The organism is Cupriavidus sp. CP313 (genome assembly GCF_054072015.1).
Genome location: NZ_JBSVZB010000059.1, coordinates 1 through 20,314 on the forward strand (window position 1 = coordinate 1; position 20,314 = coordinate 20,314).

Consider the following 20,314-nt stretch of genomic DNA (forward strand, 5'->3'; position numbering starts at 1 on the left):
ACATCGACTTCGATGCGAGCGGGATCCTGCAGCGCGGCGAGAAGATCGCCGAGCTGGGGGATCGTCTATACGACTTTGCGCTGGACGTGGCATCGGGCACTCGCCTGACCAGCGAGATCCTCGACGTGCGGGAAACGGCCATCAGCCGCTTCGCGCTGAGCATCTGAGCCGTTACGTCGTTGCTGGCACGAAGGCGATCACACAACGCGCGGAGAGGGCTGGCGTCTGGCTGCGCGTCGCCGCGCCGCAAATCAACGACGGATCTCGAAGTGTATCGAGATTGAAGGTTATATATATGTGTGCTATGGTTGGTCCGGATTTATCCCTCTCGGACTGGCCAAAGGGCCAAGCATACGAGCCGTATTCTAAAGAGTCGATTCGAATGACAAGTGCAAGGCCCACTTCCATGACAAAGCTTGCCAGCATCTCGGAAGCCATTACTCGCGAAATTGAAGCGGGCTCACTGCGTGAGGGGGATCGCTTGCCCTCCGAGGGTGAGCTGGCCACGCTATACCAGGTAAGTGTCGGCACGGTGAAGCAGGCGCTTTCGCGCCTGGTTCACTCGGGCCTGATCATTCGTGAGCAAGGGCGAGGCACGTTTGTCGCCAGCAACAAGGTGGCGCCTGCGGATGTCCGGCATTTGCGCTTCCGCGACAGCGACGGCAACGAGCTTCCTCACTACGTTCACGCGCGCTCAATCAAACGGCTGAAGCGAAAGGGGGCTTGGTCGGACTTCCTGGAGAGTGAAGGTTGCGTACGGATCGAGCGCGTGGTCAACATTGGGGGTCGTTTCGACCTGTACAGCGAGTTCTGGCTTCGGGAAGAGGATTTCGCCCAGCTTGGCGAGCCTGACCGGCATTCCGTTGAGAGGAACCTGCGCGAACTGATCAACCAGCGATTGTCGCTTCCTACGCTACGGGCTGACCAGTGGATCCACTTTGGGCCTCTTCCCTCCGCCGCGGCCCGTGAGCTCGGACTCGAGCCGGAATCGATGGGTCTCGTCATAGAGTTGCGCGGCTATACGTTGCGTGATCGGCCGCTTTACTATCAGTGTGTCTATGCCGGGCCGTTCTCGGAGAAACTGGTTGTGCAATAGGGCGGACCGGATACGGCAGCGCCGTGGTGACAGGCATCCGTGCGGCTCCTGGGCCCGCAGCCGGCATTGGCAACGGGTGTCGTCCTGCGGATATCCGCGCGCTAATGCAGGACTCTTATCACAGCGCAGAGCACCGAGTGGAGTGGCCACATTTGGATGTGGCCATCGGCTCACGACTACTCTTAATCTGAGTGTGTGAGCCCGGCAGTGCTGACAGGAGATGTCAGACGTTACGGATATCGTCTACTACAGTGGTACCGAAGTCAGGTCTCGCCAGGTAGTTGGCAATCTGGCGGGCGACATCAGCGGTGGAGAAGAGCATGCCGCTGTCCTTGCGGTCCCGGAAGCGTTGCATCTGGGGAGAATCCGAATTACGGAGGCTCGCGTGCATGCCGGTATCGACGGCGCCCGGCGCCAATGCGACGGCGCGCACGCCGCGCTCGGCGGGTGCCTGTGCGTACTCCGCACTCACGGAGCGCATAAACATGTCCAAACCAGCCTTGCCGGAGCTATAGGCGCTGAGGTTGGGGAAAGGGTTACGTCCCGAGCCAGACGAAATGGCCAGGATTTTCCGTGGGCATGCGAAGCGCTCGGTAGCCGCCAGGAAGGCCCCTGTCATCGTCATCGGCGTGATGAGGTTCGTCAGGAAGTGCGGCAGTAGCGTCGACTCTTCCAGTGCGGTGATGGGTCCGATGGGTTCGACTACCCCCGCGTTCAAGATCAGCGTTGCACTTGCCAAGGGTGTGTCGATGTCTTCCAGCACGCCGCGCAACCATCCTGCCGCTGCGTCGCTCTGCGTGAGGTCTTGCTGATACCAGGATACCGGTATGCCGCTGGTAGCGGCAGATTCCTCCAGATCGGTATTGCGGCTGCGTGAAACACATACCAGCCGGTTTCCGGGCTGAAGGAGCTCGCGCATCAGTGCGGCACCAATGCCGCGCGAGGTACCGGTGATGACGATCAGGTGTGACGTTTCTTTCATGGTCTGGACTCTGTTTGCTGGGGGTATAGCGTGTGATTCGGCACGCTCTGGAATCGGCCGGGCAACTGGTTGTGGGGTCACGCCAGGTCGCCGCGCGCGCGCGCCGACTCGATGTTGTGCACGTGCACGTGCTCCCCGGCGCGCACCACCAGGCTGGCCCGCCCGATGACCTGGCCGTACTTCACGATGTGCGCGCCCGGCGCGGTGTCGGCAATGCACACCTTGTGACCGAACGGCACGTCCTGCAGCAGCGCCAGTTGCCCCGAGCCCTCGCCCTGCAGGGTGCAGGCTTCGCCGGCGCGGCCGGGGTCCAGAAGGGTGGCCACGTTGTCGGCCGGATGAAGTACGATGGCACGCGTCATTTTTTCCAACTCATATATATGTATGATGGAAGAAATGTAGAAACCATCCGTCACAATGTCAAGGAATCCCAGCGCATATCCGCGTAATCCACTAGATCAGCTTCAACAAAGTCATATATATAACTTCTTGACACGACCGGCTCCTGTGTCTATCGTCATGTCAACGACGACACATCAGGGCGAATGATCGAGGAGGCAGACATGAAGGTGGGATCTCACTTGGGGAAGATTGTCAGGCTGTAGGCCTTGCGCGCGCGGAAATTTCGACGTCTTGCCTGCCGCAAGGGATCAACTTGATGCACTGGCAGGCTGGCGAGCCGGGAACGCCCACAGTGGTGGTGCTCGACAACGCCAAAATCCATCACGGCATCGACGAAGCGATTCTGCATCGATGGCTGATCGATCACCACACGTTGCTCCTGCATCTGCCCGCCTATAGCCCGGAGTTGAATCTAGTCGAAATCGTGTGGCGGCACGCCAAATACCACTGGCGACGCTTCGTCACCTGGACCCCCGACACCATCGACGCCGAAATCGCTCAACTGCTTGGTGCCTACGGCTCAAAATTTGAAGTTCGTTTCTCGTGAACACTTAATGGAAACCATGAACAACCCAGAGAGTTTGTCCTTTGTCATTGCCGCCGAGCAAACGGTGATGCGTATGTACCACGCCCTCGACCGCAGCGACTATTCGGGTGCTACCAGTTGCTTCATGCCTGATGGCATTTGGGAACGAGGCGGTAATGCACTCCACGGGCAACAACAGATTCTTGCGTCCCTGAGCCAGCGGTCCGCGACGCTATTTACGCGGCACTATGTCACGAATTTTCTTGTCCTGGAGCATAGCGGATCAGTGGCTAAAGCGGCGTTCGCTCTGACCGTCTATCGCTCTGACAAGGGTGCACCGCCAACGCTCCCCGTGGACCGAGCGGTACCGGCCATGTTGGCTGACGTGGAATGCGAACTGGCATGCAGTGACCGTGGAAATTGGCTCATCAGACGCCTCGAGCCTCGGATCACTTTCTCAGCATGACGTTAAAAGGCCGACCATTCGCCGTTGAGACCGTGCCCGGAAGTTCAGAGCAAATAATCCATGACGCGCATTCCCACCGGAGGCCAGCGATCCGCAAGTGAGCCAGCGCGCGGAGGACGCCCTAGCTGGCGCCTGGCCCGTCCAGCATGGAGAATGCGGGGAAGGCGGCCGAATTCGGTCTGCCGTCCACGCTATGACCATTGTCATGCCATTTACGTTCATCGAGCCCGATTCTTCCGAGACCGACCCGCTGCATGCGGAACTGAGCCTGCTGGAGCTGGCAGTGCAAGGCCAACAGGTTGCGCAGCTATGGGAAGCCCCTGTTTCACTGGTGGTGCCGCGCAGTTACCTGCGCTACCCGGGTTTCGAAGCGGCGCGCGCCAGCTTTGCGCGGCGCGGCTGCCCGGTCTGGCTGCGCATGTCAGGCGGCGGACTGGTGCCGCAAGGCCCGGGGATTCTGAATTTGAGCCTCGCCTATGCGATTGCGCGGCCCCCTGGCGCATTGAGTGAGGCGGTCTACCTGCATTTGTGCGAGGTTGTCCGCGATGCCCTGCAGTCCATTGGCGTCGCCACCCACTGGCAGGCCGTGGACGGATCGTTCTGCGATGGCCGATTCAACCTGGCGTGGGGACCGCCGCAGGCCGCCCGCAAGATAGCCGGCACGGCCCAGTACTGGCGCCGCGCGCCGGCTGCCGCGCAGGCGCCGGATGGCCAGCGGCACGTGGTGCTGGCGCACACCGTGCTGCTGGTGAGCGCGGATCCGGAGGACATCAACCGGCGCGCCAATGCCTTCGAGGCAGAGGCTGGCAGCGGACGCCGCTACGATCCTGGCAAGGTGGTCAACGTGCTGGAAGCGGTGAGCGCCGCGCCAACCAGCGGCGAGGCGTTGCTGATGACACAGGTTTGCCAGGCACTGAGGGAAAGCTTGGCCAGAATTCCGCCGCCGGGATAGAAGCCGGTCGTTGGCGCGTCGGCGCAGGGCAAAGCAAGCGGGTTGCCGGCCAAGTGCCTCGATGAGCCCGGCAAACAGTGCAGTCAGAACCACCATCGCGTGGAGCACTTTGGCGGGCGGCAGCAGACCGACAGACGGGTGCCAGTTCGGTGCGAGATTCTTGCTGCCGGCCAAGACGCAGCATGCGACCGGCTCCAGATCGGCGAGGAAACATTTGTAGGCGAACAGGTGCTCGTGGGTCAGCGAGGACAGCGCATTATGGGGTGGCCAGCACCGCGCTTGGCGGACAGACTGGCAACCGCGATCTGTCTTGCATAGGGCGGCGATAGCGCCTCTAATGGGGTCGTGGCGGTCTGCATTCAGAGGGCAATATGCGCTGCACGAAATGCCGGTTTGAAAACCCCGCGGGAACCAATTTCTGCGAGCAGTGTGGGCAAAGGCTTGTGCGGATCTGCCCCCAATGCGGCCACGAGTCCAGCCCCGACGCGAAATTCTGCGGTGCGTGCGGTGCGTTGTTGACGGACACGGTGGCAGCGCCCCGACATCTCCCGCCTCCGGTGCCGGCCATCCCGGCCCCCATCCATTACACGCCACCGCATCTGGCCGAACGGATCCGCGCCGAGCAGGCCGCCATGGAGGCAAAGGGCGGGGACGCCGGCGGCGAGCGCAAGACCATCACCGCCCTGTTTGCGGATATGGCCGGCTCGACGGCATTGATCCAGGACCTGGATCCCGAGGAAGCCCGCAGCCTGATCGATCCGGTCGTGGCGCTGATGATGGAAGCGGTGCATCACTATGAGGGGTATGTGGCCAAATCCCTCGGCGATGGCATTCTCGCCCTATTTGGCGCACCGATTGCGCATGAAGATCATGCGTTACGCGCGCTATTTGCGGCACTCCGCATGCAGCAGGGCATGCACCGCCATAGCGACAAAGTCCGTCTGGAGCAGGGCATCCCGCTGCAGATCCGAGTTGGCGTCCATACCGGCGAAGTGGTGGTGCGCTCGATCCGCAAGGATGACCTGCGAACCGACTACGACCCGGTGGGCCACACGATCCACATCGCCGCGCGGATGGAAGGGGTCGCGACACCGTCATCGATCCTCGTCAGCGAATCGACCCATCGGCTGACCGAGGGATATTTCGAGTTCAAGGCACTGGGACGCACCCACATCAAGGGCCTGCGCGAGCCGCTTGCAGTGTATGAGGTGCTTGGCCTGGGGGCTTTGCGCACCCGGCTGCAGGTGGGGGTGCACCGTGGCCTGGCTCGGTTTGTCGGCCGCGAAGCCGAACTGGAGCGCCTGGGTGGGGCATTGGAATCGGCCAAGGCAGGGCATGGGCAGATCGTCGGGGTGGTGGGGGAGGCGGGAGTCGGCAAATCGCGCCTGTTCCACGAATTTAAGGCGCGCTCGCAGCAAGGCTACATGGTGCTCGAAACCTTCTCGGTGTCGCATGGCAAGGCGTTTCCCTACTTGCCCCTGATCGATCTGCTGAGAAACTATTTCCAGATCACGGCACAGGATGACGAGCGCCGGTATCGCGAGAAGGTCACCGGCAGGCTGCTGATCCTGGATCGCGCGCTGGAGGGCCATCTGCCCTACCTGCTCTACCTGCTTGGGATTATCGAACCGGGCTCGGCATTACCGACGATGGACCCTACCATCCGGCGCCAGCGCACCTTCGAGGCGATCGCACGTCTGCTGATCCGCGAGAGCCAGAACCAGACGCTCATGGTCCTGTTCGAAGACCTGCAATGGCTGGACAGTGAAACGGAGGCTTTCCTCAATGTTCTCATCGAGGAGGTGCCGGCTGCCAACGTACTTCTGCTCGTCAATTATCGCCCCGAATACAGGCATGACTGTGGCCGCAAGCCCTACTACACGCAGTTGCATCTGGAGCCGCTGGGCCCGGCGGAGGCGCAGGGTCTGCTCACGGCGCTGCTGGGGGACGATTCCTCGCTGGTACGCCTAAAGCATCTGATTCTGTCGAAGACCGAAGGAAACCCGTTCTTCATGGAGGAAGTGGTCCAGACACTGGTCGAGGAGAACACCTTGCTCGGCCAGCCCGGAAGTTACAGGATCGAGAGGGCCCCATTGGCGCTGCATATTCCGACGACCGTGCAGGGCGTGCTGGCGGCCCGTATCGACCGGTTGTCAGTCCCGCAGAAGGAACTGCTGCAGACGCTGGCGGTCATCGGAACGGAGTTCCCTTCAAGCCTGGTTCGACATGTCACGGGGCAGCCCGAAGACACGCTTCACCCCCTCTTGGCTGACCTGCAGGCAGGGGACTTCATCTATGAGCGCCCTGCGTTCCCCGAGGTCGAGTACGCGTTCAAGCATGCGCTGACGCAGGAGGTGGCGGGCAATTCCCTCCTTTCTGGGCAGCGCAGCATCCTGCATGAACGCACGGCCCGAGCCATCGAGGCACTGTTTCCAGGTAGGCTGATGGAATACTGCAACGAGCTGGCGCACCACTACAGCCAGAGCGGCAACGTTCCGAAGGCGGTCGAATACCTCCAACTGGCAGGGAAGCAGGCGCTGCAGCGTTCAGCCCTGCTTGAGGCGATCAGGAATCTCAGTGCGGCCCTCGATCTGCTCAAGTCCCTGCCTGACACCCCGGAACACCAGAGCGAGGAACTTTCGCTGCTGTTGACCCTCGGTCCAGCCTGGATGGCTGCGCGGGGCTACGGGGCGCCGGAGGTGGAGGCAACCTACACGCGTGCCCTTGCCTTGAGCGAACGGGGCGGGGAAACCCCGCAGTTCTTCTCTGCACAGCTCGGCCTGTGGTCCTTCTACCAGTTGCGCTCCCAACTCAATACGGCGCAAGCCCTGGCGGAGCGGCTGCTCAGTCTCGCGCAGGACGCGCAAGATCCGGAACAACTCGCGCAGGCTCACCGTGTGCTCGGGGCGACCGTGTTCCGTCTGGGCGAGATCAGGCTGGCCCGTACCCACATGGAGCAGGCACTGGCAATGCACCGCCCAGACCGACAGTCATACGGTCATCTTCTTCGTGATGCGCGAAACCCGGCCCTTCACATGCGGAGCAACCTGAGCTTGATCCTCTGGTATCTGGGCTTGCCGGACCAGTCCCGCGCGCTCTGCGAAGAGACACTGGCACTGGCCAGGAAGGCGTCCGACCCGTTCGGCCTTGCCCTGAGCCTGATTTTTGCAGCAGAGGTGTATCAACACCGGGGCGAGCTGCGAGCAGCGCAGGAGTATGCAAATGCCGCGCTCGCGCTTTCGAGCGAGCACGGGTTCCCTCACTACCTGGCGTGGGCAACGATCCAGCGCGGCTGGGCGCTCGCCGCGCAGGAGGGTAGCCGTGAGGACGGAATCGCGCAGATACATCAGGGTCTTGGGGCCCACGAAGCCACGGGAGCGGCACTGGGGCGGCCATCCTTTCTGGGACTGCTCGCCGACGCTTATGGACGGGCAGGACAAGCCGAGGTGGCGCTTCGCGTGTTGGGCGAGGCGCTGGCGCTGGTGGGCAGTACGGGGGAGCGGCTCGATGAACCAACATTGATTCGGCTCAAGGGAGAGTTGATGCTGCAATTGCCGGGAGAGCAAGCACTCTCACCCGCCCGGGCCAAAGAGGCCGAAGCATGTTTTCAGAAGGCAATTGCGATTGCCCGTGACCAAGGGGCGAGGGCAATCGAGTTGAGAGGCGCGCTAAGCCTGGCCCGGCTTTGGCACCGCCAAGGCAAGAACGACGGTGCGCGGGAGGTCTTGGCGGGGATCCATAGCGTGTTTACGGAGGGATTTGATACCGTGGATTGGCGCCAGGCAAGAGAGCTGCTGGAGGACTTGTCCTGACGCCACCACGCGCCAGGCGTTCGGCAAGCTGCTGGTTGACCACGAACGCGTGGGCTTCATGCTGGCAGAGAACCTGATCGACCCCTGCAACAGGCCGCGCTAATGATTGACTGGTGCGCCGGGGTGCTCGACGGCGGCGGCCTCAGGGGCGGCGGGTAGAACCGGGTTATCGGCGCTCACTAACCCCGACGCTGGCCGTCCACGTGATGCAGGCTGTTCGCCGTGCGTCTTCAACGTCATTGGCGCAAGTGCAAAGGCAGGCGTTTGCGCGCCGAACCGGTCTGGCCTTTCCCGCGAGAGCCCGTCGTAGCGCGGACGGCCGGACAAGCGTCCGGATTTTTGGGCGCGAGAACCCCAACATAATGGCGCATATCTTGGCGTGAAGAATTGCTGGCGCCGGCGCCGGCGCGCCACGGCGCACCGCGTCACGCAAGGCCCGGCCGCCGCCTGCGCCCGCCCGTGTCGCGACGGGCGCGTATTTTTTCGACCGCGCGCACCGTATGCCCGGCGCTGACGCTATGCCTGCCATAGCAGGCGTAACGTCGGAAAAGGTAGCGTTATGCTTGGAATGGCAAGCGTAATTAGCCCAAGTTGAGGAGAACATCCCCGCGCCCGGCGCGCTACGGGTCAGCACGCAGCACAGTACAAACAGGCGCGCTGACGCAGGCAATGGGGTCCTGGTCCAGATCTGCGGTGACTACGTCCGGATGCCATGCGTCTGCTGCCCAGGCCCACGTTGGAAGGCCAGCGGCAGGAAGTAGTGACACAGAGCTATGGCCGGCGACCAGCCCAACATAATCCGAGCATGAAGGTCCGTTGACGGAGCGGACCGGTCGCCTGAATGACCGCATGACCGCGAGAGCGAACGGCCGAGAATGGCCGGTCTCTGCCCACATGTTGCGCACCCGCGCTTCCTTGAACATCTCTTTCACCACTGCTGCTTCCAGCGGATGGGGCCCCCGCCGGGTGCTCAGGACCTGCAGCGGCTACCGCCGTTCCCGCCACCGGGTAGCCAATATCGCAGACGACCCCGCACGCGGTGTCACACCCCGCTGAGGTGCTGGCAATGTTCGCGAAACCAGCGGTCCAGCCCCTGCTGCGCGCCGGACCAGGTCGGCATCTCGCCGACTGCGCCGGGCGCCAGACCAAGGCTTTCCCACGCCGACTGCAAGAGTTGATCTACAGGCTTCCAGAAACGCCCACCCAGAGTCTGCGGCTCTAGAACAACGTCGTAGGCTGCAATCCATGCGCAAAGAGCCCGCCGGTCTTGCTCTGAGGGCAGCTCGGCCGACTGCAGCGCCCGTGGCGGGGGCCTGCCGATCGCGGCCGCCTCCAGCCATGCGGCCAAGGCATCACCCAGCGGCTGTTCGGCCAGTATGGCCGACAGCGCGACGCCTCGGCGCAGGTCCGCGAGCACGTACAGGCATGCGCGCGGCGGAGTCTGCCCGCGAAAGAGCGTGCAGTGGAGGGCCCAGGTACGGGCCGAGGGCGAAGGGGGCGTCTGCAAGGGCATGGGCGATAACTGGAGAGCCGCTTCCTATCGCAAGCAAAGTTCGCGCCGGCCGAGATGTCAAGCGCTGGCCACTCTGGAATTGCGTCGCTGGGTCCTCATGGGCCCGGTTGCCGAGCCCATGCAGGGCATCCCTCGCGCACCGGGGTAGCGAGGGCGGGCCTTGCCCAGCACGCGTGTTGCGAGAGCCAGCGCCGGTCGGCTGTTCCCGACCCACTCCGGCCAGTCAGTCCGCTCCGAAGCAGCCGTTCAACGCGTTTGCCATGAGTTGCATGCGTCGGCTTGCTCGCGACTCGCCGCTCGAGGAAGAAGAAAACAGATTGCCCCCTCCGCTTTTCGGAATGGTGCGGACGTGGATCCGTTGAATGCATGTCAGGCGGCACGAGAGCCAGAAGTACCGCATTGTGACGAGCCCGGAGGATCTGCAATGGGCAGGTCTGGACGAACCCGGCAAGACGTGGGCGTGAGGACGGTGAGGCCGGTTTCATACGTCCCAATCCGCCCGCTGAACTCACGCGCTGCCAGTCGCAAGGCAAAGTTACTTCAGGTGAATGAGGACTGATCCCTCCGATATCTCCGGCGCGCCCACGCCCGTGCTTCCGGCGTTTTTCGCGATCCAGTCCTTTGCCTTCTGGACGCTTTCGTCAGTGCCTGTTTTGTCCTGGCAAACAGTCACCGAGAATCCGCCATCGCCGCTGCGTGCGAGGGTGTAGCCGACAAAGCCTTTGACCGAACGCATCAGTTCTTCGACCTCAGCCGTGCGCGTCTCCAGCAGATCGAACAACTCCTTTGCACCCTTTCCGGAAAATCTCCTTATAACAGTTTGCATGATTGCATCCTCCTGTTTGACCAGCGAGACAAGCATGCCGCACGAACAATGTTTGCAGCATGTTACTTCTCTTTCCGACAGCATGTAGCGCGTGGAAGTAATTGAGAGGGCCGCGCACCTGACGTCCACGACCCATACCAAGTGTAGGAACTGTACCGTCGTAGTAAACGTAAGAAGAAGCGGTGCAATATCCTGCTCTTCAGCCAACGTCTGCAATTGGCCGCACTCTGCCTGTGGTCGGCCGGCAGCTACTCTGTCAGGGAGGTTCAAGATATCCTGAAAACGCTTACTTCCGTGCCAGAACTGGCGGGGACGATGGCGGCTGCATATAACGGCTCCCGAGTGCGGCAAGTTGACGCCGCCGCGCTGGGCCGATAGTTCCAGCGGGGGCCTATGATCCCCGCGGCTTCCTTTTGAAGCGTTCAAGCGGCACGGCGCCAGGCCGCTTTACGTTGACCCAGTCCGGCGACCGGCCGCCATCCCTGAAAGGGCTGCCCAGGCGCGTGCCGACTACCCCCTCCAACTCAAGTTGGAGGGCGGCATCGTAGAGCCATGCGCCGTCGTCGACGTCCTGTGCATACAGGCGCGACGGCGGCTCGCCCGCAAATGGCTTGTGTAGCGCCGCCGTCGGCGCCTCAACTGGCTGGGCACGCACATCCTTTCGTACGCTATTCAGCAGATCAAAGACGCAGCAAACGATCGGATCGTCGCCAGCGCGCCAGCGCTGCCGGCGCGCGCGCGTCTGTAGGCGGTCAGCTCAACGAAGTTTGAGCGGCACCAACTGGCCGAACTACGTGGTCGCCGAGGGGCCGCGTCCACGCCGCCCGTGTCTTTGCGACCGAGGTCGGTTCGGACGACCCCGCAAGAGGCGATAAAATGGCCTGCGCGCGTGGTCGTTCGCGCGAATCAAGATCAACACCGGGCCACAAGGCCTTTGAAGCCATCGAGCATTTGAAGCCCTCGTGCGGGGTCGCGTTCATGAAATTCTCTGCATACACAATTTCAAAACTGGCTGACATCGTCTGCGGCGGCAATGGCTGGCCCTATCGCCGCGGGACGGATCTGGTCGATCTCTTCAACGAGTTTGGCTTCCGCGACGTCTACGAGTCGGGATTTCCGAGTCGTGCCGTTTTTGCGAAGGAAAAGCTCACGGCCCTCGCGGTCAAGCCGGCGATGGCGGATCTGCTCTCCGCGATCGCAGATCCGCGCCTATGGTTCGATTTGAACACGCCGCCCGGCACACCGACGCACAATGACTGTGTCGCGAAGCTCAACGAGCTGCTCGCGTTCGACAAAGTGCAGCTTGTGCGCGAGGGTTCTGGCTACAAAGCGCGGAGCCTTGATGGGACCTTGATTCTGGCCGAGTCGATTCCGGAGGATCTGCCGGCGGCGTCGGCGGCGTCAATCGACGCCCAGATTCAAAAATGCCGCGTGAAGATTGAGGCTGGCGACTACGACGGCGCGATCACAAACGCTCGCGCGTTGCTTGAACATTTGTTGCTCGCGATCGAGGCGGAGCTTTCCACCGAGCCGCCGGCAGCGTTCGACGGCGACTTGGGTCGACTCTTCAATCGCGTGCGCTCGCTGCTCAATCTCGACCCGAGCCGAAAAGACATTTCCGACGCGCTTCGGCAGGTGATCAGCGGCCTCGCCTCGATCATTCAAGGGCTCGGGACGATGCGCAACAAGATGTCGGACAGCCATGGCACGACCTACAAGCCCGCGCGTCACCACGCCAAGCTCGCGGTCAACTGCGCCATGACGCTGGCGGACTTCCTCTTCGAGACGAAAGCGTATCAACAAGCCAAGGGCTTCATCGCGACGTCGGCTACCCCGGCGCCGGTCGCGACCGCCGTTCACGCTCGCTCGAATTCGAACAAGGATTCCGCATGAGCTCGAGCGCTTTCGAAGCCGTCACGATATTGCCGGCGAAACGCAACAAGGTGCCTTCTATAGAGGGATGCTTACGCCGAACTGCCTCGGGCAATCGTGAGCAACCGCAAATCGGCTTGGACACCCTGCCCTCAGACGTTGAGATGGAACTGCTGATGCAATCATTTTCCTGCGGCGCCAAAGGCTACTGGACCAGCCGACCCCTGCCCCGATGCTCATAGTCAACGGCGACAGCGATCAGTGCATCCCTCGAGAGGATAGTTTGGTGTTCAACTCCCGTGCGAGGACAGAGGTGTGGCTGGCGCGGGACATGACGCATTGTGCCGCCGAGGCTCTTCCGTGCATCGTCCCTGCCATGATAGCGTGGCTGAAGGTTCGCTTGCATGGCGAGATCGCTGCCACACGCGCGGCGCTCAGCCTAGGCGAGAATCGCTCTACCTCGTCGCAGACCGATCAAGGAAGAGGGCGCCCATTGATTTTGGGTGTGCCCTCACGTTCTGATCGCCCGCCTGTGTCCAATCTCGGTCGGATGCTGGCGCGAAACAGCGATCGTCTCTGAGCGACCCTTCTGAGACGTTCGCGCGGTGCCTGTCGAATGTCCGATGCGCATTAGACATCGGCAGTCCCGCGCAGCATTGCTCCTGCAGTTGACGCACTGACTCGCACCCACATATCATCCCAAGTAGCGGTGCAGGCCGCTTCCGGGTCCGCGGAAAGGGTTGAACCCACCTGTCATGGCGAATCAGAATGTTTCCCCTCCTTTGTGCTGGCAGTGTTGCGGACCCTCGGCCATTGAATGCACGAGGAACCTATGGAAAAGCTGCCTGCTCAGGCCAATCTCGATCATTTGAAAAAACAGGCGAAAGACCTGCTGCGCCTCTATCGCACTGGCGACGCTGGAGCGATCGCACGATTCACCCAATACCTCCCCGCAGTCGCAAATCGTACCCACATGGAAGTAAGGGTGCCTGACCTGCGCCTGCATGACGCGCAGTCCTGCCTCGCGCGCGAGTATGGATTCACCTCGTGGGCGGACCTTAGCGCGTTCGTGGAAGCAAATACCTTTGCACGTCGCGAGCAGGGGGCGTTGATTCGACGCTGGCTGCGACTTGTCTATGGTGCAGATGTGACGGGCACCTACGCCACAGCGCGGCCGCGCGTTGCGGTGAAGCTTCTGCTGGAGCATCCGGACTTGCTCGACGCCGACCCGTACGTTGCTTGTGCCGCAGGGCACCGGAAAGCGGTGTCACGCGCGATGGCAGCGGATCCTGACTGGATCCATCAGGCCGGTGGAGCGCTGAATCTGCCGCCCCTTGTTGCCGTCACTCACTCAAGCCTCGCAGTGGTGCCCGAGTTTGCGACACGGCTGCGTGAATGCGCGCGTGCGCTTCTTGATTCCGGCGCCGATCCGAACCAGCACATCGGCAATCGGCTTCCTCCCGCCTCTTTGGCGGCGCCCATTGAGACTGAACCGCTGTCGGCGCTCTATGGTGCAGCCGGCGTAGCCCGTGATCCGGTGCTCACTGAGATGCTGTTGAGCGCTGGAGCCGACCCGAATGACGGCGAGTCGCTCTACCACTCGCTCGAAAATCCGGACTGCACGAGATTGCTGTTGCGGCACGGCGCCCAAGTGACCGGGACCAATGCGTTGTGGCGCGCGCTCGACATGCCGGATGCGATTGCGCTCGAGCTGCTGCTTGCGTACGGCGGCAATGCGAACGAGTCGGCCCCCGAGGCCCTGCAAGCCTGGGGCACGCCCCTTTTGCGTGCGATCGCTCTGCGCAGGTCGCCACGCCACATCGCAGCGCTACTTGCGGCGGGAGCGGACGCGAAGGCTAAAACCGCGGCGGGCGTGAGCGCCTATCGGCTTGCAATGCAGGTCGGCATGCCAGACGTTGCGGCGCAACTGCGTGCTGCCGGCGCCGAGGAAACGCTCACGGTCGAGGAGGACTTTGTATCCGCGTGTGCGCGCGCCGACGCGACAGAAGCACGGCGCATTCAGACACAACATCCCGAACTGCCCCGATTTCTACCGGCGGACCAACTTCGACTTCTCCCCGACGCCGTGGCGTGGGGATCGAGCGCTGCGGCAAAAGTCATGGTCGAACTCGGTTGGCCCCTCGACGCGCGCGGCGGAGACTGGGATGCAACCGCGCTAAATCACGCCGTGTTTCGCGGCGACGTCGGTTTGACAGCGTTTTTGCTAGATCATGGAGCGGACTGGCGCGAGACACATGGCTATGGCTCCGATGTGCTCGGCACGTTGGGATGGGCGTCCGAGAATGAGCCGTCTGTCGCGGAGCACCCCGATTGGGTCGGCTGCGCCCGCGCGTTGATGGAGCGTGGCGTTCCGAAGGCAGAGCGCGATCCTGAGCATGAGAATCGCGTGCTGATCGATGGCCGACGCATGAGTTTTTCCGAAGAGGTGACAGAGGTGCTGGTCGAAGGGGTACGCGGGAGCATTGCAGCGGACTGAGGGCGCCGTGGTGTCGCCGCGTTCTCGATACGAGACGCGGCGCGCGCCGCCGTCCATGTCAGAAGCCTGGCGCACACGGCTACGTCCGTTGTGCCGGAAAAACAGACAAACACGTAAAAGCGGTGAACGGCCCTTACTGGCCGAGTCCTGCCCACCGACCGGGATCAGTGCAACAATGAAGCCGTCGGCGCACCTTGCGACGCATCCTCGGCCATGGAGGCGGACATGCTGGAAGTGGAAAAGGAAAGGATTCTGGCAGTGGTGAGCAGGATTCTTGAATCCGTGCGGGCCCCGTTTTTATGTGCGGCGGCGACCCTCGTGACCGTCTTGCTTGCCATGGCTTCGGCACAGGCGCAATCGCCGTTGTTCGAGACGTTTGCCGTTCCCGCAGGCAGCGCGCCGCACGACGTCGCACCGGCGCCCGACGGCACCGTGTGGTACACCGCGCAGGCACAGGGCGCGGCCGGACGATTGGACCCGCGCAGCGGCAAGGCCGACTGGGTGCAGCTCGGCGCGGGGTCGGCGCCGCACGGCGTGATCGTCGGTCCCGATGGGGCGGCGTGGATCACTGACGGCGGCCAGAACGCGATCGTGCGCGTCGACCCGAAGACACTTGCTGTGACGCGTTTCCCGCTACCGAAGGACCGGCCGAACGCCAATCTGAATACAGCGGTGTTCGACAAGCAAGGACACCTGTGGTTCACGGGGCAAAGCGGCATCTACGGCGAGCTCGACCCAGCGCGCGCCAGCATGCGCGTTTTCGATGCGCCGCGCGGGCCCGGCCCTTACGGCATCTGCGTGAGCCCTGACGGCAGCCTGTACTTCGCATCCCTGGCCGGCAGCTATCTCGGCCGCATCGATTCGGCCAGCGGCGCGGCGCAGGTCATCGAGCCGCCGACGCCAAATCAGGGTGCACGACGCGTATGGGCCGATTCGAACGGGCGGATCTGGGTCAGCGAGTGGAGTGCCGGGAAAGTCGGCGTGTACGACCCGGCAACGCATCAATGGCGCGAATGGCGTCTGCCCGGCCGCGATCCGCATGCATATGCGATATTTGTCGACGACCGGGACATCGTTTGGCTTAGCGAATGGAGCGCCAACGCGCTGGTGCGCTTCGACCCCCGCGCCGAGCGATTTGAAGTGCTCACGCTACCGCGCCCGCACGCGAACATACGCCAGATGATGGGTCGCCCGGGAGAAGTCTGGCTGTCCGAATCCGGCACCGATCATCTGCTGCGCTACCGGTCTGGCGCGGCCAATGCCAGCCGCAATTGATGGCGCACTGCGATGGCCGAGCTTGGAAGCCAGAAGTCTTGGGGGACGGATGTGAGCTGTGACTTGACGGGCAACTTCCGTAGTCGTCTCTGCCGTTCGACCGTTCTAGGCTAGCGGCTGTTTTCAATCTCTAAACCGACGTTCGCTATTTTCCGAAGTGGAAACTCGTTCGAACGGTGCGGATTTGGGTGGCGAACGCCGCAAAGAGGGGCTTGACTCAGAACTCTGCAATGCCCAAGCCCACGTAGCAGCGATTCCCCCGCCGGACTTCCGTCGATCCAGGGCGTCGTTCACCCCGTCTGGAACATCTGGCCGAAGTCGCAGGTCTCCTGCGCCAGCGTGACAATGGCCGATACAAGCATGCTCTTCCTTTCGCTCTTGCAGATGGCGGCATACGGCGCCGGTGGCAGCGCGGGACTCACCGTAAGAACCTCCAGCGCACCAGAATCGACCATCGGTGCAAGGCACTTCCTGGGCAGGTAACTGATTCCCATGCCCGAGACCGTGAGGCCGATGATGGCAACCACGCTGTTGCTGAACAGCGTGTTCTCCTGATTCACGCCAATTGACCGCAGCCAGCGGTTGTAGAGCTGGCCAGTCCCTGAACGGTCATCCTGCGTCAGCAGCCGATGCGCAGCCAACTCATGCATGCGCAGCCGATGGCGACGGCCTACCAGACCGGGCTTGCACATCCACGCATTTTCGACGACCCCTACGCGCGTCGACAGGAAGCGCTGGTCGCTGAACACATCGGGGACGATCATCAGGTCAACCTCGTCGGCCAGCAGCTTGTCGCGAAGCACAACGCTTACGTCGACGTGCGGCTCGATGATCACTCGCGGATAACTGGCCTGGATCGCGCTCACCAAGCGCGGTAGCCAGGTCATCGCCGTAAGTTCGGTGACCCCGATTCGGACGTGACGCTCGAGTATCTCCGGGCGCTGGAACTGTTCTACCGCCGCGTCGCGCTGCTCCAGCAGCCGCTTGGCCAGCAGGAACATCTCCTCTCCCTTTTCGGTCAGCCGCGCCGATCGCAACGAGCGATCGAACAGTGGCGTCTCGAACAGTGCCTCCAGCTCCTGCACCCGCTTCGATACGGCCGATTGTGTGGTGTGCATCTTGTTCGCAGCTTGCGCGAAGCCGCCGAGCTGCACCACCCAATAGACCGCCTCCAGTTGCTTGAACGTCATCACGGCGCTCACCTCCAACTTCCTTTGTATCGATTCATGGAATGTATACCAATTCCAATTTATCGCTTTTTTTGATCGGGATTGCGTACCAGAATGACTGCATCGATTCAGCCCCAGTACCGCCGCAAAAGCGACTCGGGCTTCCCGCAAGGAGATAAAAGTATGTTGCTGACTGAAGAAGAAACCGGGATGTTGAATGGGGACAAGGGTCTCGCCGTCAAGAAGGCCATGGAGATCCTGGTGGCCCTCGGCGAAAGCTTTGGTGCCGCAAGGCTTGTTCCGGTCAACAACGTGCATATGGCGGGTTCCTCGGTGCTGGTCGCCGAGGAAGCCGGTACGAGGTTCGTTGAAGATATCCGCAAGCAGGGCGGTACGTTCGTCACCCGGGTCACAACCAATCCTACGGCCGTCGATCCCACGCAGTGGCGGGAGATCGGCATTCCCGAATCGGACAGTGTCCTGCAGACGCGGCTGACCGATGCCTATGCCGGGATGGGCGCCAATACCTGCAATACCTGCATTCCTTACTTGGTAGGGAACCTGCCGCGCTTTGGCGAGCATATGGCATGGGGCGAGTCGTCAGCGGTTGTGTTTGCCAACTCCGTTTGCGGCGCCCGGACCAATCGGGAAGGGGGACCCAGTGGGCTTGCCTCGGCCCTTACCGGGCGCACCCCTGAGTATGGATTCCATCTGAAGGAAAACCGTTACGGCAAGTTTCTTGTCAAGGTCGAGACGCCGCTCAATGACATGACCGACTACGGGACGCTCGGCTATTTCGCCGGCAGGATCGCGGGGCAGGATACGCCGGTGTTCACTGGCATTCCTTCGGACCCGACGCTGGAACAGTTCAAGGCACTAAGCGCTGCGCTGGCGGCTTCCGCTTCGGTGAGCATGTTCCATGCGGTCGGCGTGACACCCGAGGCGCCAACGCTGGAAGACGCATTCGGCGGCAGCGAACCGGAGAAGGTGCTTGTGTTCGGCGAGGCAGAGAAGGCGCAGGCAGAGGCTGCCTTGAACAAGGAGCCATCCGACCATGTGGACTGGATCCTGGTCGGCTGTCCGAATGCTTCTGTGCAGGAGATTCGGGAAGTGGCGGAAGCCTTGGAGGGCAAGAAAGTCCATCCTGATGTCTCACTCTGGGTCACCACGGCAGGCGCCATGTATGCCATGGCCGAACGGGTTGGCTACATCAAGACGATCGAGGATGCCGGCGGCACCGTAGTGCGGGAAACCTGCCCGTTCCTGGCCCGCAGCCGGGTCATTGCGCCGAAGAAGGGATACAAGACCCTCACCACCAACTCGGCAAAGATGGCATTTTATGCGCCCGGCCAGTTTGGACTCCTTACCCACTATGGGAATCTGGATCGCGTAATGAAGGCCGCAGTTGCCGGCGTCTGGAGGTAATCAGCATGACGACCCATCAATTCGTTCTGAAGGGACGCAAGATCGTCACGGGCAAGGCCAGCGGAGAGGCTGTCGTCACCAAAGAAGCGATCAGCTTCAATGGCGGGGTCGACAACATGACCGGCATCGTCACCGAGCCCGGCCATGAGCTGGAGGGCGTCAATATTGCCGGCAAGGTGCTGGTGTTCCTTACGGGGAAAGGCTCCACCGGCGGCTCGTACAAGATTTACGACATGGTGTCGCGCGGCACCGCCCCGGTCGCCTTCGTACAGGTGACGCCCGAAGCGATCACCACGATCGGCGCGATTATCGGAAATATCCCGGTGGTCGCCGGACTGGATCAGGATCCCACGCTTGCCATTTCCACCGGGGATTTTATCGAGATGGATGCGGATGCCGGCATCGTCGCGGTAACCACCAAAGCGAGGCAGTACGAAGTCACGCCCCCGGCCTCGGCGGCATAACGCATCCAGTTCGATCGCGCTGATCACACGCAGCAGCGCAAATAAAACTATTACCGGAGACAACCATGACCCGACGTTTCTTCCACGTCGCTGTTGCCGCCTGCGCGGCGTTTGCGACCTTCACCGCCCATGCCAACGACTGGCCTTCGAAAAAGCCGATCACGCTGGTCGTGCCGCTTGCCCCCGGCGGCAGCACCGATTCCACCGCGCGCCTGCTCGCCGACAAGCTCGGCAAGGAACTGAAACAGCAGGTCATCGTGGAAAACCGGGCCGGTGCCGGCGGCAACATTGGCGCTGCCTACGTGGCCAAGGCGGCGCCGGACGGCTACACGCTGCTGATTGCCACCAGCACGATCGCCACCAACGTCACGCTCTACAAGAACATGGGTTTCGACCTGCGCAAGGACCTGGTCCCGGTATCGCAGGTGGCGTTGATCCCGAACGTGCTCACGGTCAACACCACCGTGCCTGCCAAGACGCTGCAGGAGTTCGTCGAATATGTGCGGCAGAAGAAGGGTCCCGTCAGCTACGGTTCCGCCGGCAACGGCACGGCGTCGCACTTGTCCGGGGCGTTGTTCAACAGCATGGCCCATGCCGAAATGCTCCATGTTCCCTATAAGGGCGGTGCGCCCGCCAATGCCGACCTGATCGGCGGCCAGATCCAGGCGGTGTTCTCGCCCATGGTGGAGGTGCTGCCGTTCATCGACAGCGGCAAGCTGCGCGCGCTCGGCGTCACGACCAAGGGCCGCTCGTCGCGCCTGCCCAACGTGCCCGCAGTCGGCGAGGTGCTGCCGGGATTCGAGGTGACGCTCTGGAACGGCGTGTTCGCGTCCGCGGCGACGCCGCAGGCCGTGGTCGACAAGCTGGCCGCAGCGATCCAGAAGGTGACGCAGGACCCTACCTTCCGCAAGACGCTGGCTGACCAGGGCTCTACGCCGGTGGGCAATACGCCGGCCGAGTTCAAGAAGATCCTCGACCAGGAAATCGACAAGTGGGGCAAGCTCGTCAAGCTCTCGGGCGCGAGCGTCGAGTGAAGC

17 protein-coding genes and 1 pseudogene are annotated in these 20,314 nt (G+C 62.4%); 13 read left to right on the forward strand and 5 right to left on the reverse strand.

The window, feature by feature from the left end:
* Positions 1–2 precede the first annotated feature (2 nt).
* Both ACW4E8_RS39620 and ACW4E8_RS39625 read left to right on the forward strand, forming a co-directional pair.
* Positions 3–167: a hypothetical protein gene (locus tag ACW4E8_RS39620; protein ID WP_456809481.1), complete on the forward strand. Its 165-nt coding sequence runs from the start codon at positions 3–5 to the stop codon at positions 165–167.
* 239 nt (positions 168–406) lie between these two features.
* On the forward strand, positions 407–1,096 hold the full coding sequence (locus ACW4E8_RS39625; protein WP_456809461.1) for a GntR family transcriptional regulator: 690 nt from the start codon (positions 407–409) through the stop codon (positions 1,094–1,096).
* Positions 1,097–1,319: 223 nt separating this feature from the next.
* On the opposite strand, the gene ACW4E8_RS39630 is transcribed toward ACW4E8_RS39625, so the two are convergent.
* Positions 1,320–2,078: an SDR family NAD(P)-dependent oxidoreductase gene (locus tag ACW4E8_RS39630; RefSeq protein ID WP_456809462.1), complete on the reverse strand. Its 759-nt coding sequence runs from the start codon at positions 2,076–2,078 to the stop codon at positions 1,320–1,322.
* 77 nt (positions 2,079–2,155) lie between these two features.
* Positions 2,156–2,440, reverse strand: a complete 285-nt coding sequence (locus ACW4E8_RS39635; RefSeq protein ID WP_456809463.1) for a UxaA family hydrolase — start codon at positions 2,438–2,440, stop codon at positions 2,156–2,158.
* A 296-nt stretch (positions 2,441–2,736) separates the two neighbouring features.
* On the opposite strand from ACW4E8_RS39635, the gene ACW4E8_RS39640 reads away from it, so the two are divergent.
* The 5 genes and pseudogenes from ACW4E8_RS39640 to ACW4E8_RS39660 form a co-directional block, all read left to right on the forward strand.
* Positions 2,737–3,027: a transposase gene (locus tag ACW4E8_RS39640; protein WP_456809464.1), complete on the forward strand. Its 291-nt coding sequence runs from the start codon at positions 2,737–2,739 to the stop codon at positions 3,025–3,027.
* A 7-nt stretch (positions 3,028–3,034) separates the two neighbouring features.
* Positions 3,035–3,472: a nuclear transport factor 2 family protein gene (locus ACW4E8_RS39645; protein ID WP_456809465.1), complete on the forward strand. Its 438-nt coding sequence runs from the start codon at positions 3,035–3,037 to the stop codon at positions 3,470–3,472.
* 205 nt (positions 3,473–3,677) lie between these two features.
* The gene (locus ACW4E8_RS39650; protein WP_456809466.1) at positions 3,678–4,424 is read left to right on the forward strand and encodes a lipoate--protein ligase family protein; all 747 of its coding nucleotides are present in this window, start codon (positions 3,678–3,680) and stop codon (positions 4,422–4,424) included.
* Between the two features lie 371 nt (positions 4,425–4,795).
* Positions 4,796–8,236, forward strand: coding sequence for an adenylate/guanylate cyclase domain-containing protein (locus ACW4E8_RS39655; protein ID WP_456809467.1), 3,441 nt, complete (start codon positions 4,796–4,798; stop codon positions 8,234–8,236).
* Between the two features lies 1 nt (position 8,237).
* Positions 8,238–8,380, forward strand: a pseudogene (locus ACW4E8_RS39660) (acyl-CoA dehydrogenase family protein); the annotation flags it as partial.
* A gap of 898 nt (positions 8,381–9,278) precedes the next feature.
* Here ACW4E8_RS39660 and ACW4E8_RS39665 read toward each other — a convergent pair.
* Together ACW4E8_RS39665 and ACW4E8_RS39670 are read right to left on the reverse strand one after the other, a co-directional pair.
* A complete protein-coding gene (locus ACW4E8_RS39665; RefSeq protein WP_456809468.1) occupies positions 9,279–9,653 on the reverse strand; it encodes a hypothetical protein in 375 nt (124 codons plus the stop codon).
* Between the two features lie 631 nt (positions 9,654–10,284).
* On the reverse strand, positions 10,285–10,575 hold the full coding sequence (locus ACW4E8_RS39670) for a hypothetical protein (RefSeq protein ID WP_039013194.1): 291 nt from the start codon (positions 10,573–10,575) through the stop codon (positions 10,285–10,287).
* A 978-nt stretch (positions 10,576–11,553) separates the two neighbouring features.
* Here ACW4E8_RS39670 and ACW4E8_RS39675 point away from each other — a divergent pair.
* The 3 genes from ACW4E8_RS39675 to ACW4E8_RS39685 all read left to right on the forward strand — a co-directional run bounded on the left by ACW4E8_RS39675 (position 11,554) and on the right by ACW4E8_RS39685 (position 16,219).
* Positions 11,554–12,468: an abortive infection family protein gene (locus ACW4E8_RS39675; protein ID WP_456809469.1), complete on the forward strand. Its 915-nt coding sequence runs from the start codon at positions 11,554–11,556 to the stop codon at positions 12,466–12,468.
* A gap of 811 nt (positions 12,469–13,279) precedes the next feature.
* Complete coding sequence (locus tag ACW4E8_RS39680) at positions 13,280–14,944, forward strand: hypothetical protein (RefSeq protein ID WP_456809470.1); 1,665 nt, start codon at positions 13,280–13,282, stop codon at positions 14,942–14,944.
* A 225-nt stretch (positions 14,945–15,169) separates the two neighbouring features.
* Positions 15,170–16,219 carry a Vgb family protein gene (locus ACW4E8_RS39685; protein WP_456809471.1) on the forward strand — a complete coding sequence of 350 codons (1,050 nt, stop codon included), beginning with the start codon at positions 15,170–15,172 and terminating at the stop codon, positions 16,217–16,219.
* A 290-nt stretch (positions 16,220–16,509) separates the two neighbouring features.
* Here ACW4E8_RS39685 and ACW4E8_RS39690 read toward each other — a convergent pair whose 3' ends face one another.
* Positions 16,510–17,409 carry a LysR family transcriptional regulator gene (locus ACW4E8_RS39690; protein WP_456809472.1) on the reverse strand — a complete coding sequence of 300 codons (900 nt, stop codon included), beginning with the start codon at positions 17,407–17,409 and terminating at the stop codon, positions 16,510–16,512.
* Between the two features lie 162 nt (positions 17,410–17,571).
* Here ACW4E8_RS39690 and ACW4E8_RS39695 point away from each other — a divergent pair, with 162 nt between their 5' ends.
* From ACW4E8_RS39695 to ACW4E8_RS39705, 3 genes are all read left to right on the forward strand, one after another.
* Complete coding sequence (locus tag ACW4E8_RS39695) at positions 17,572–18,813, forward strand: aconitase X (RefSeq protein ID WP_456809473.1); 1,242 nt, start codon at positions 17,572–17,574, stop codon at positions 18,811–18,813.
* Between the two features lie 5 nt (positions 18,814–18,818).
* A complete protein-coding gene (locus ACW4E8_RS39700) occupies positions 18,819–19,277 on the forward strand; it encodes an aconitase X swivel domain-containing protein (RefSeq protein WP_456809474.1) in 459 nt (152 codons plus the stop codon).
* Positions 19,278–19,342: 65 nt separating this feature from the next.
* The gene (locus ACW4E8_RS39705; RefSeq protein ID WP_456809475.1) at positions 19,343–20,311 is read left to right on the forward strand and encodes a tripartite tricarboxylate transporter substrate binding protein; all 969 of its coding nucleotides are present in this window, start codon (positions 19,343–19,345) and stop codon (positions 20,309–20,311) included.
* Positions 20,312–20,314 lie beyond the last annotated feature (3 nt).

Coding starts and splice junctions, on each gene's coding strand:
- ACW4E8_RS39625 (WP_456809461.1), top strand. CDS start 407: ATGACAAAGCTTGCCAGCATCTCGGAAGCCATTACTCGCGAAATTGAA.
- ACW4E8_RS39630 (WP_456809462.1), bottom strand. CDS start 2,078: ATGAAAGAAACGTCACACCTGATCGTCATCACCGGTACCTCGCGCGGC.
- ACW4E8_RS39635 (WP_456809463.1), bottom strand. CDS start 2,440: ATGACGCGTGCCATCGTACTTCATCCGGCCGACAACGTGGCCACCCTT.
- ACW4E8_RS39640 (WP_456809464.1), top strand. CDS start 2,737: ATGCACTGGCAGGCTGGCGAGCCGGGAACGCCCACAGTGGTGGTGCTC.
- ACW4E8_RS39645 (WP_456809465.1), top strand. CDS start 3,035: ATGGAAACCATGAACAACCCAGAGAGTTTGTCCTTTGTCATTGCCGCC.
- ACW4E8_RS39650 (WP_456809466.1), top strand. CDS start 3,678: ATGCCATTTACGTTCATCGAGCCCGATTCTTCCGAGACCGACCCGCTG.
- ACW4E8_RS39655 (WP_456809467.1), top strand. CDS start 4,796: ATGCGCTGCACGAAATGCCGGTTTGAAAACCCCGCGGGAACCAATTTC.
- ACW4E8_RS39670 (WP_039013194.1), bottom strand. CDS start 10,575: ATGCAAACTGTTATAAGGAGATTTTCCGGAAAGGGTGCAAAGGAGTTG.
- ACW4E8_RS39675 (WP_456809469.1), top strand. CDS start 11,554: ATGAAATTCTCTGCATACACAATTTCAAAACTGGCTGACATCGTCTGC.
- ACW4E8_RS39680 (WP_456809470.1), top strand. CDS start 13,280: ATGGAAAAGCTGCCTGCTCAGGCCAATCTCGATCATTTGAAAAAACAG.
- ACW4E8_RS39685 (WP_456809471.1), top strand. CDS start 15,170: ATGCTGGAAGTGGAAAAGGAAAGGATTCTGGCAGTGGTGAGCAGGATT.
- ACW4E8_RS39690 (WP_456809472.1), bottom strand. CDS start 17,409: ATGACGTTCAAGCAACTGGAGGCGGTCTATTGGGTGGTGCAGCTCGGC.
- ACW4E8_RS39695 (WP_456809473.1), top strand. CDS start 17,572: ATGTTGCTGACTGAAGAAGAAACCGGGATGTTGAATGGGGACAAGGGT.
- ACW4E8_RS39700 (WP_456809474.1), top strand. CDS start 18,819: ATGACGACCCATCAATTCGTTCTGAAGGGACGCAAGATCGTCACGGGC.
- ACW4E8_RS39705 (WP_456809475.1), top strand. CDS start 19,343: ATGACCCGACGTTTCTTCCACGTCGCTGTTGCCGCCTGCGCGGCGTTT.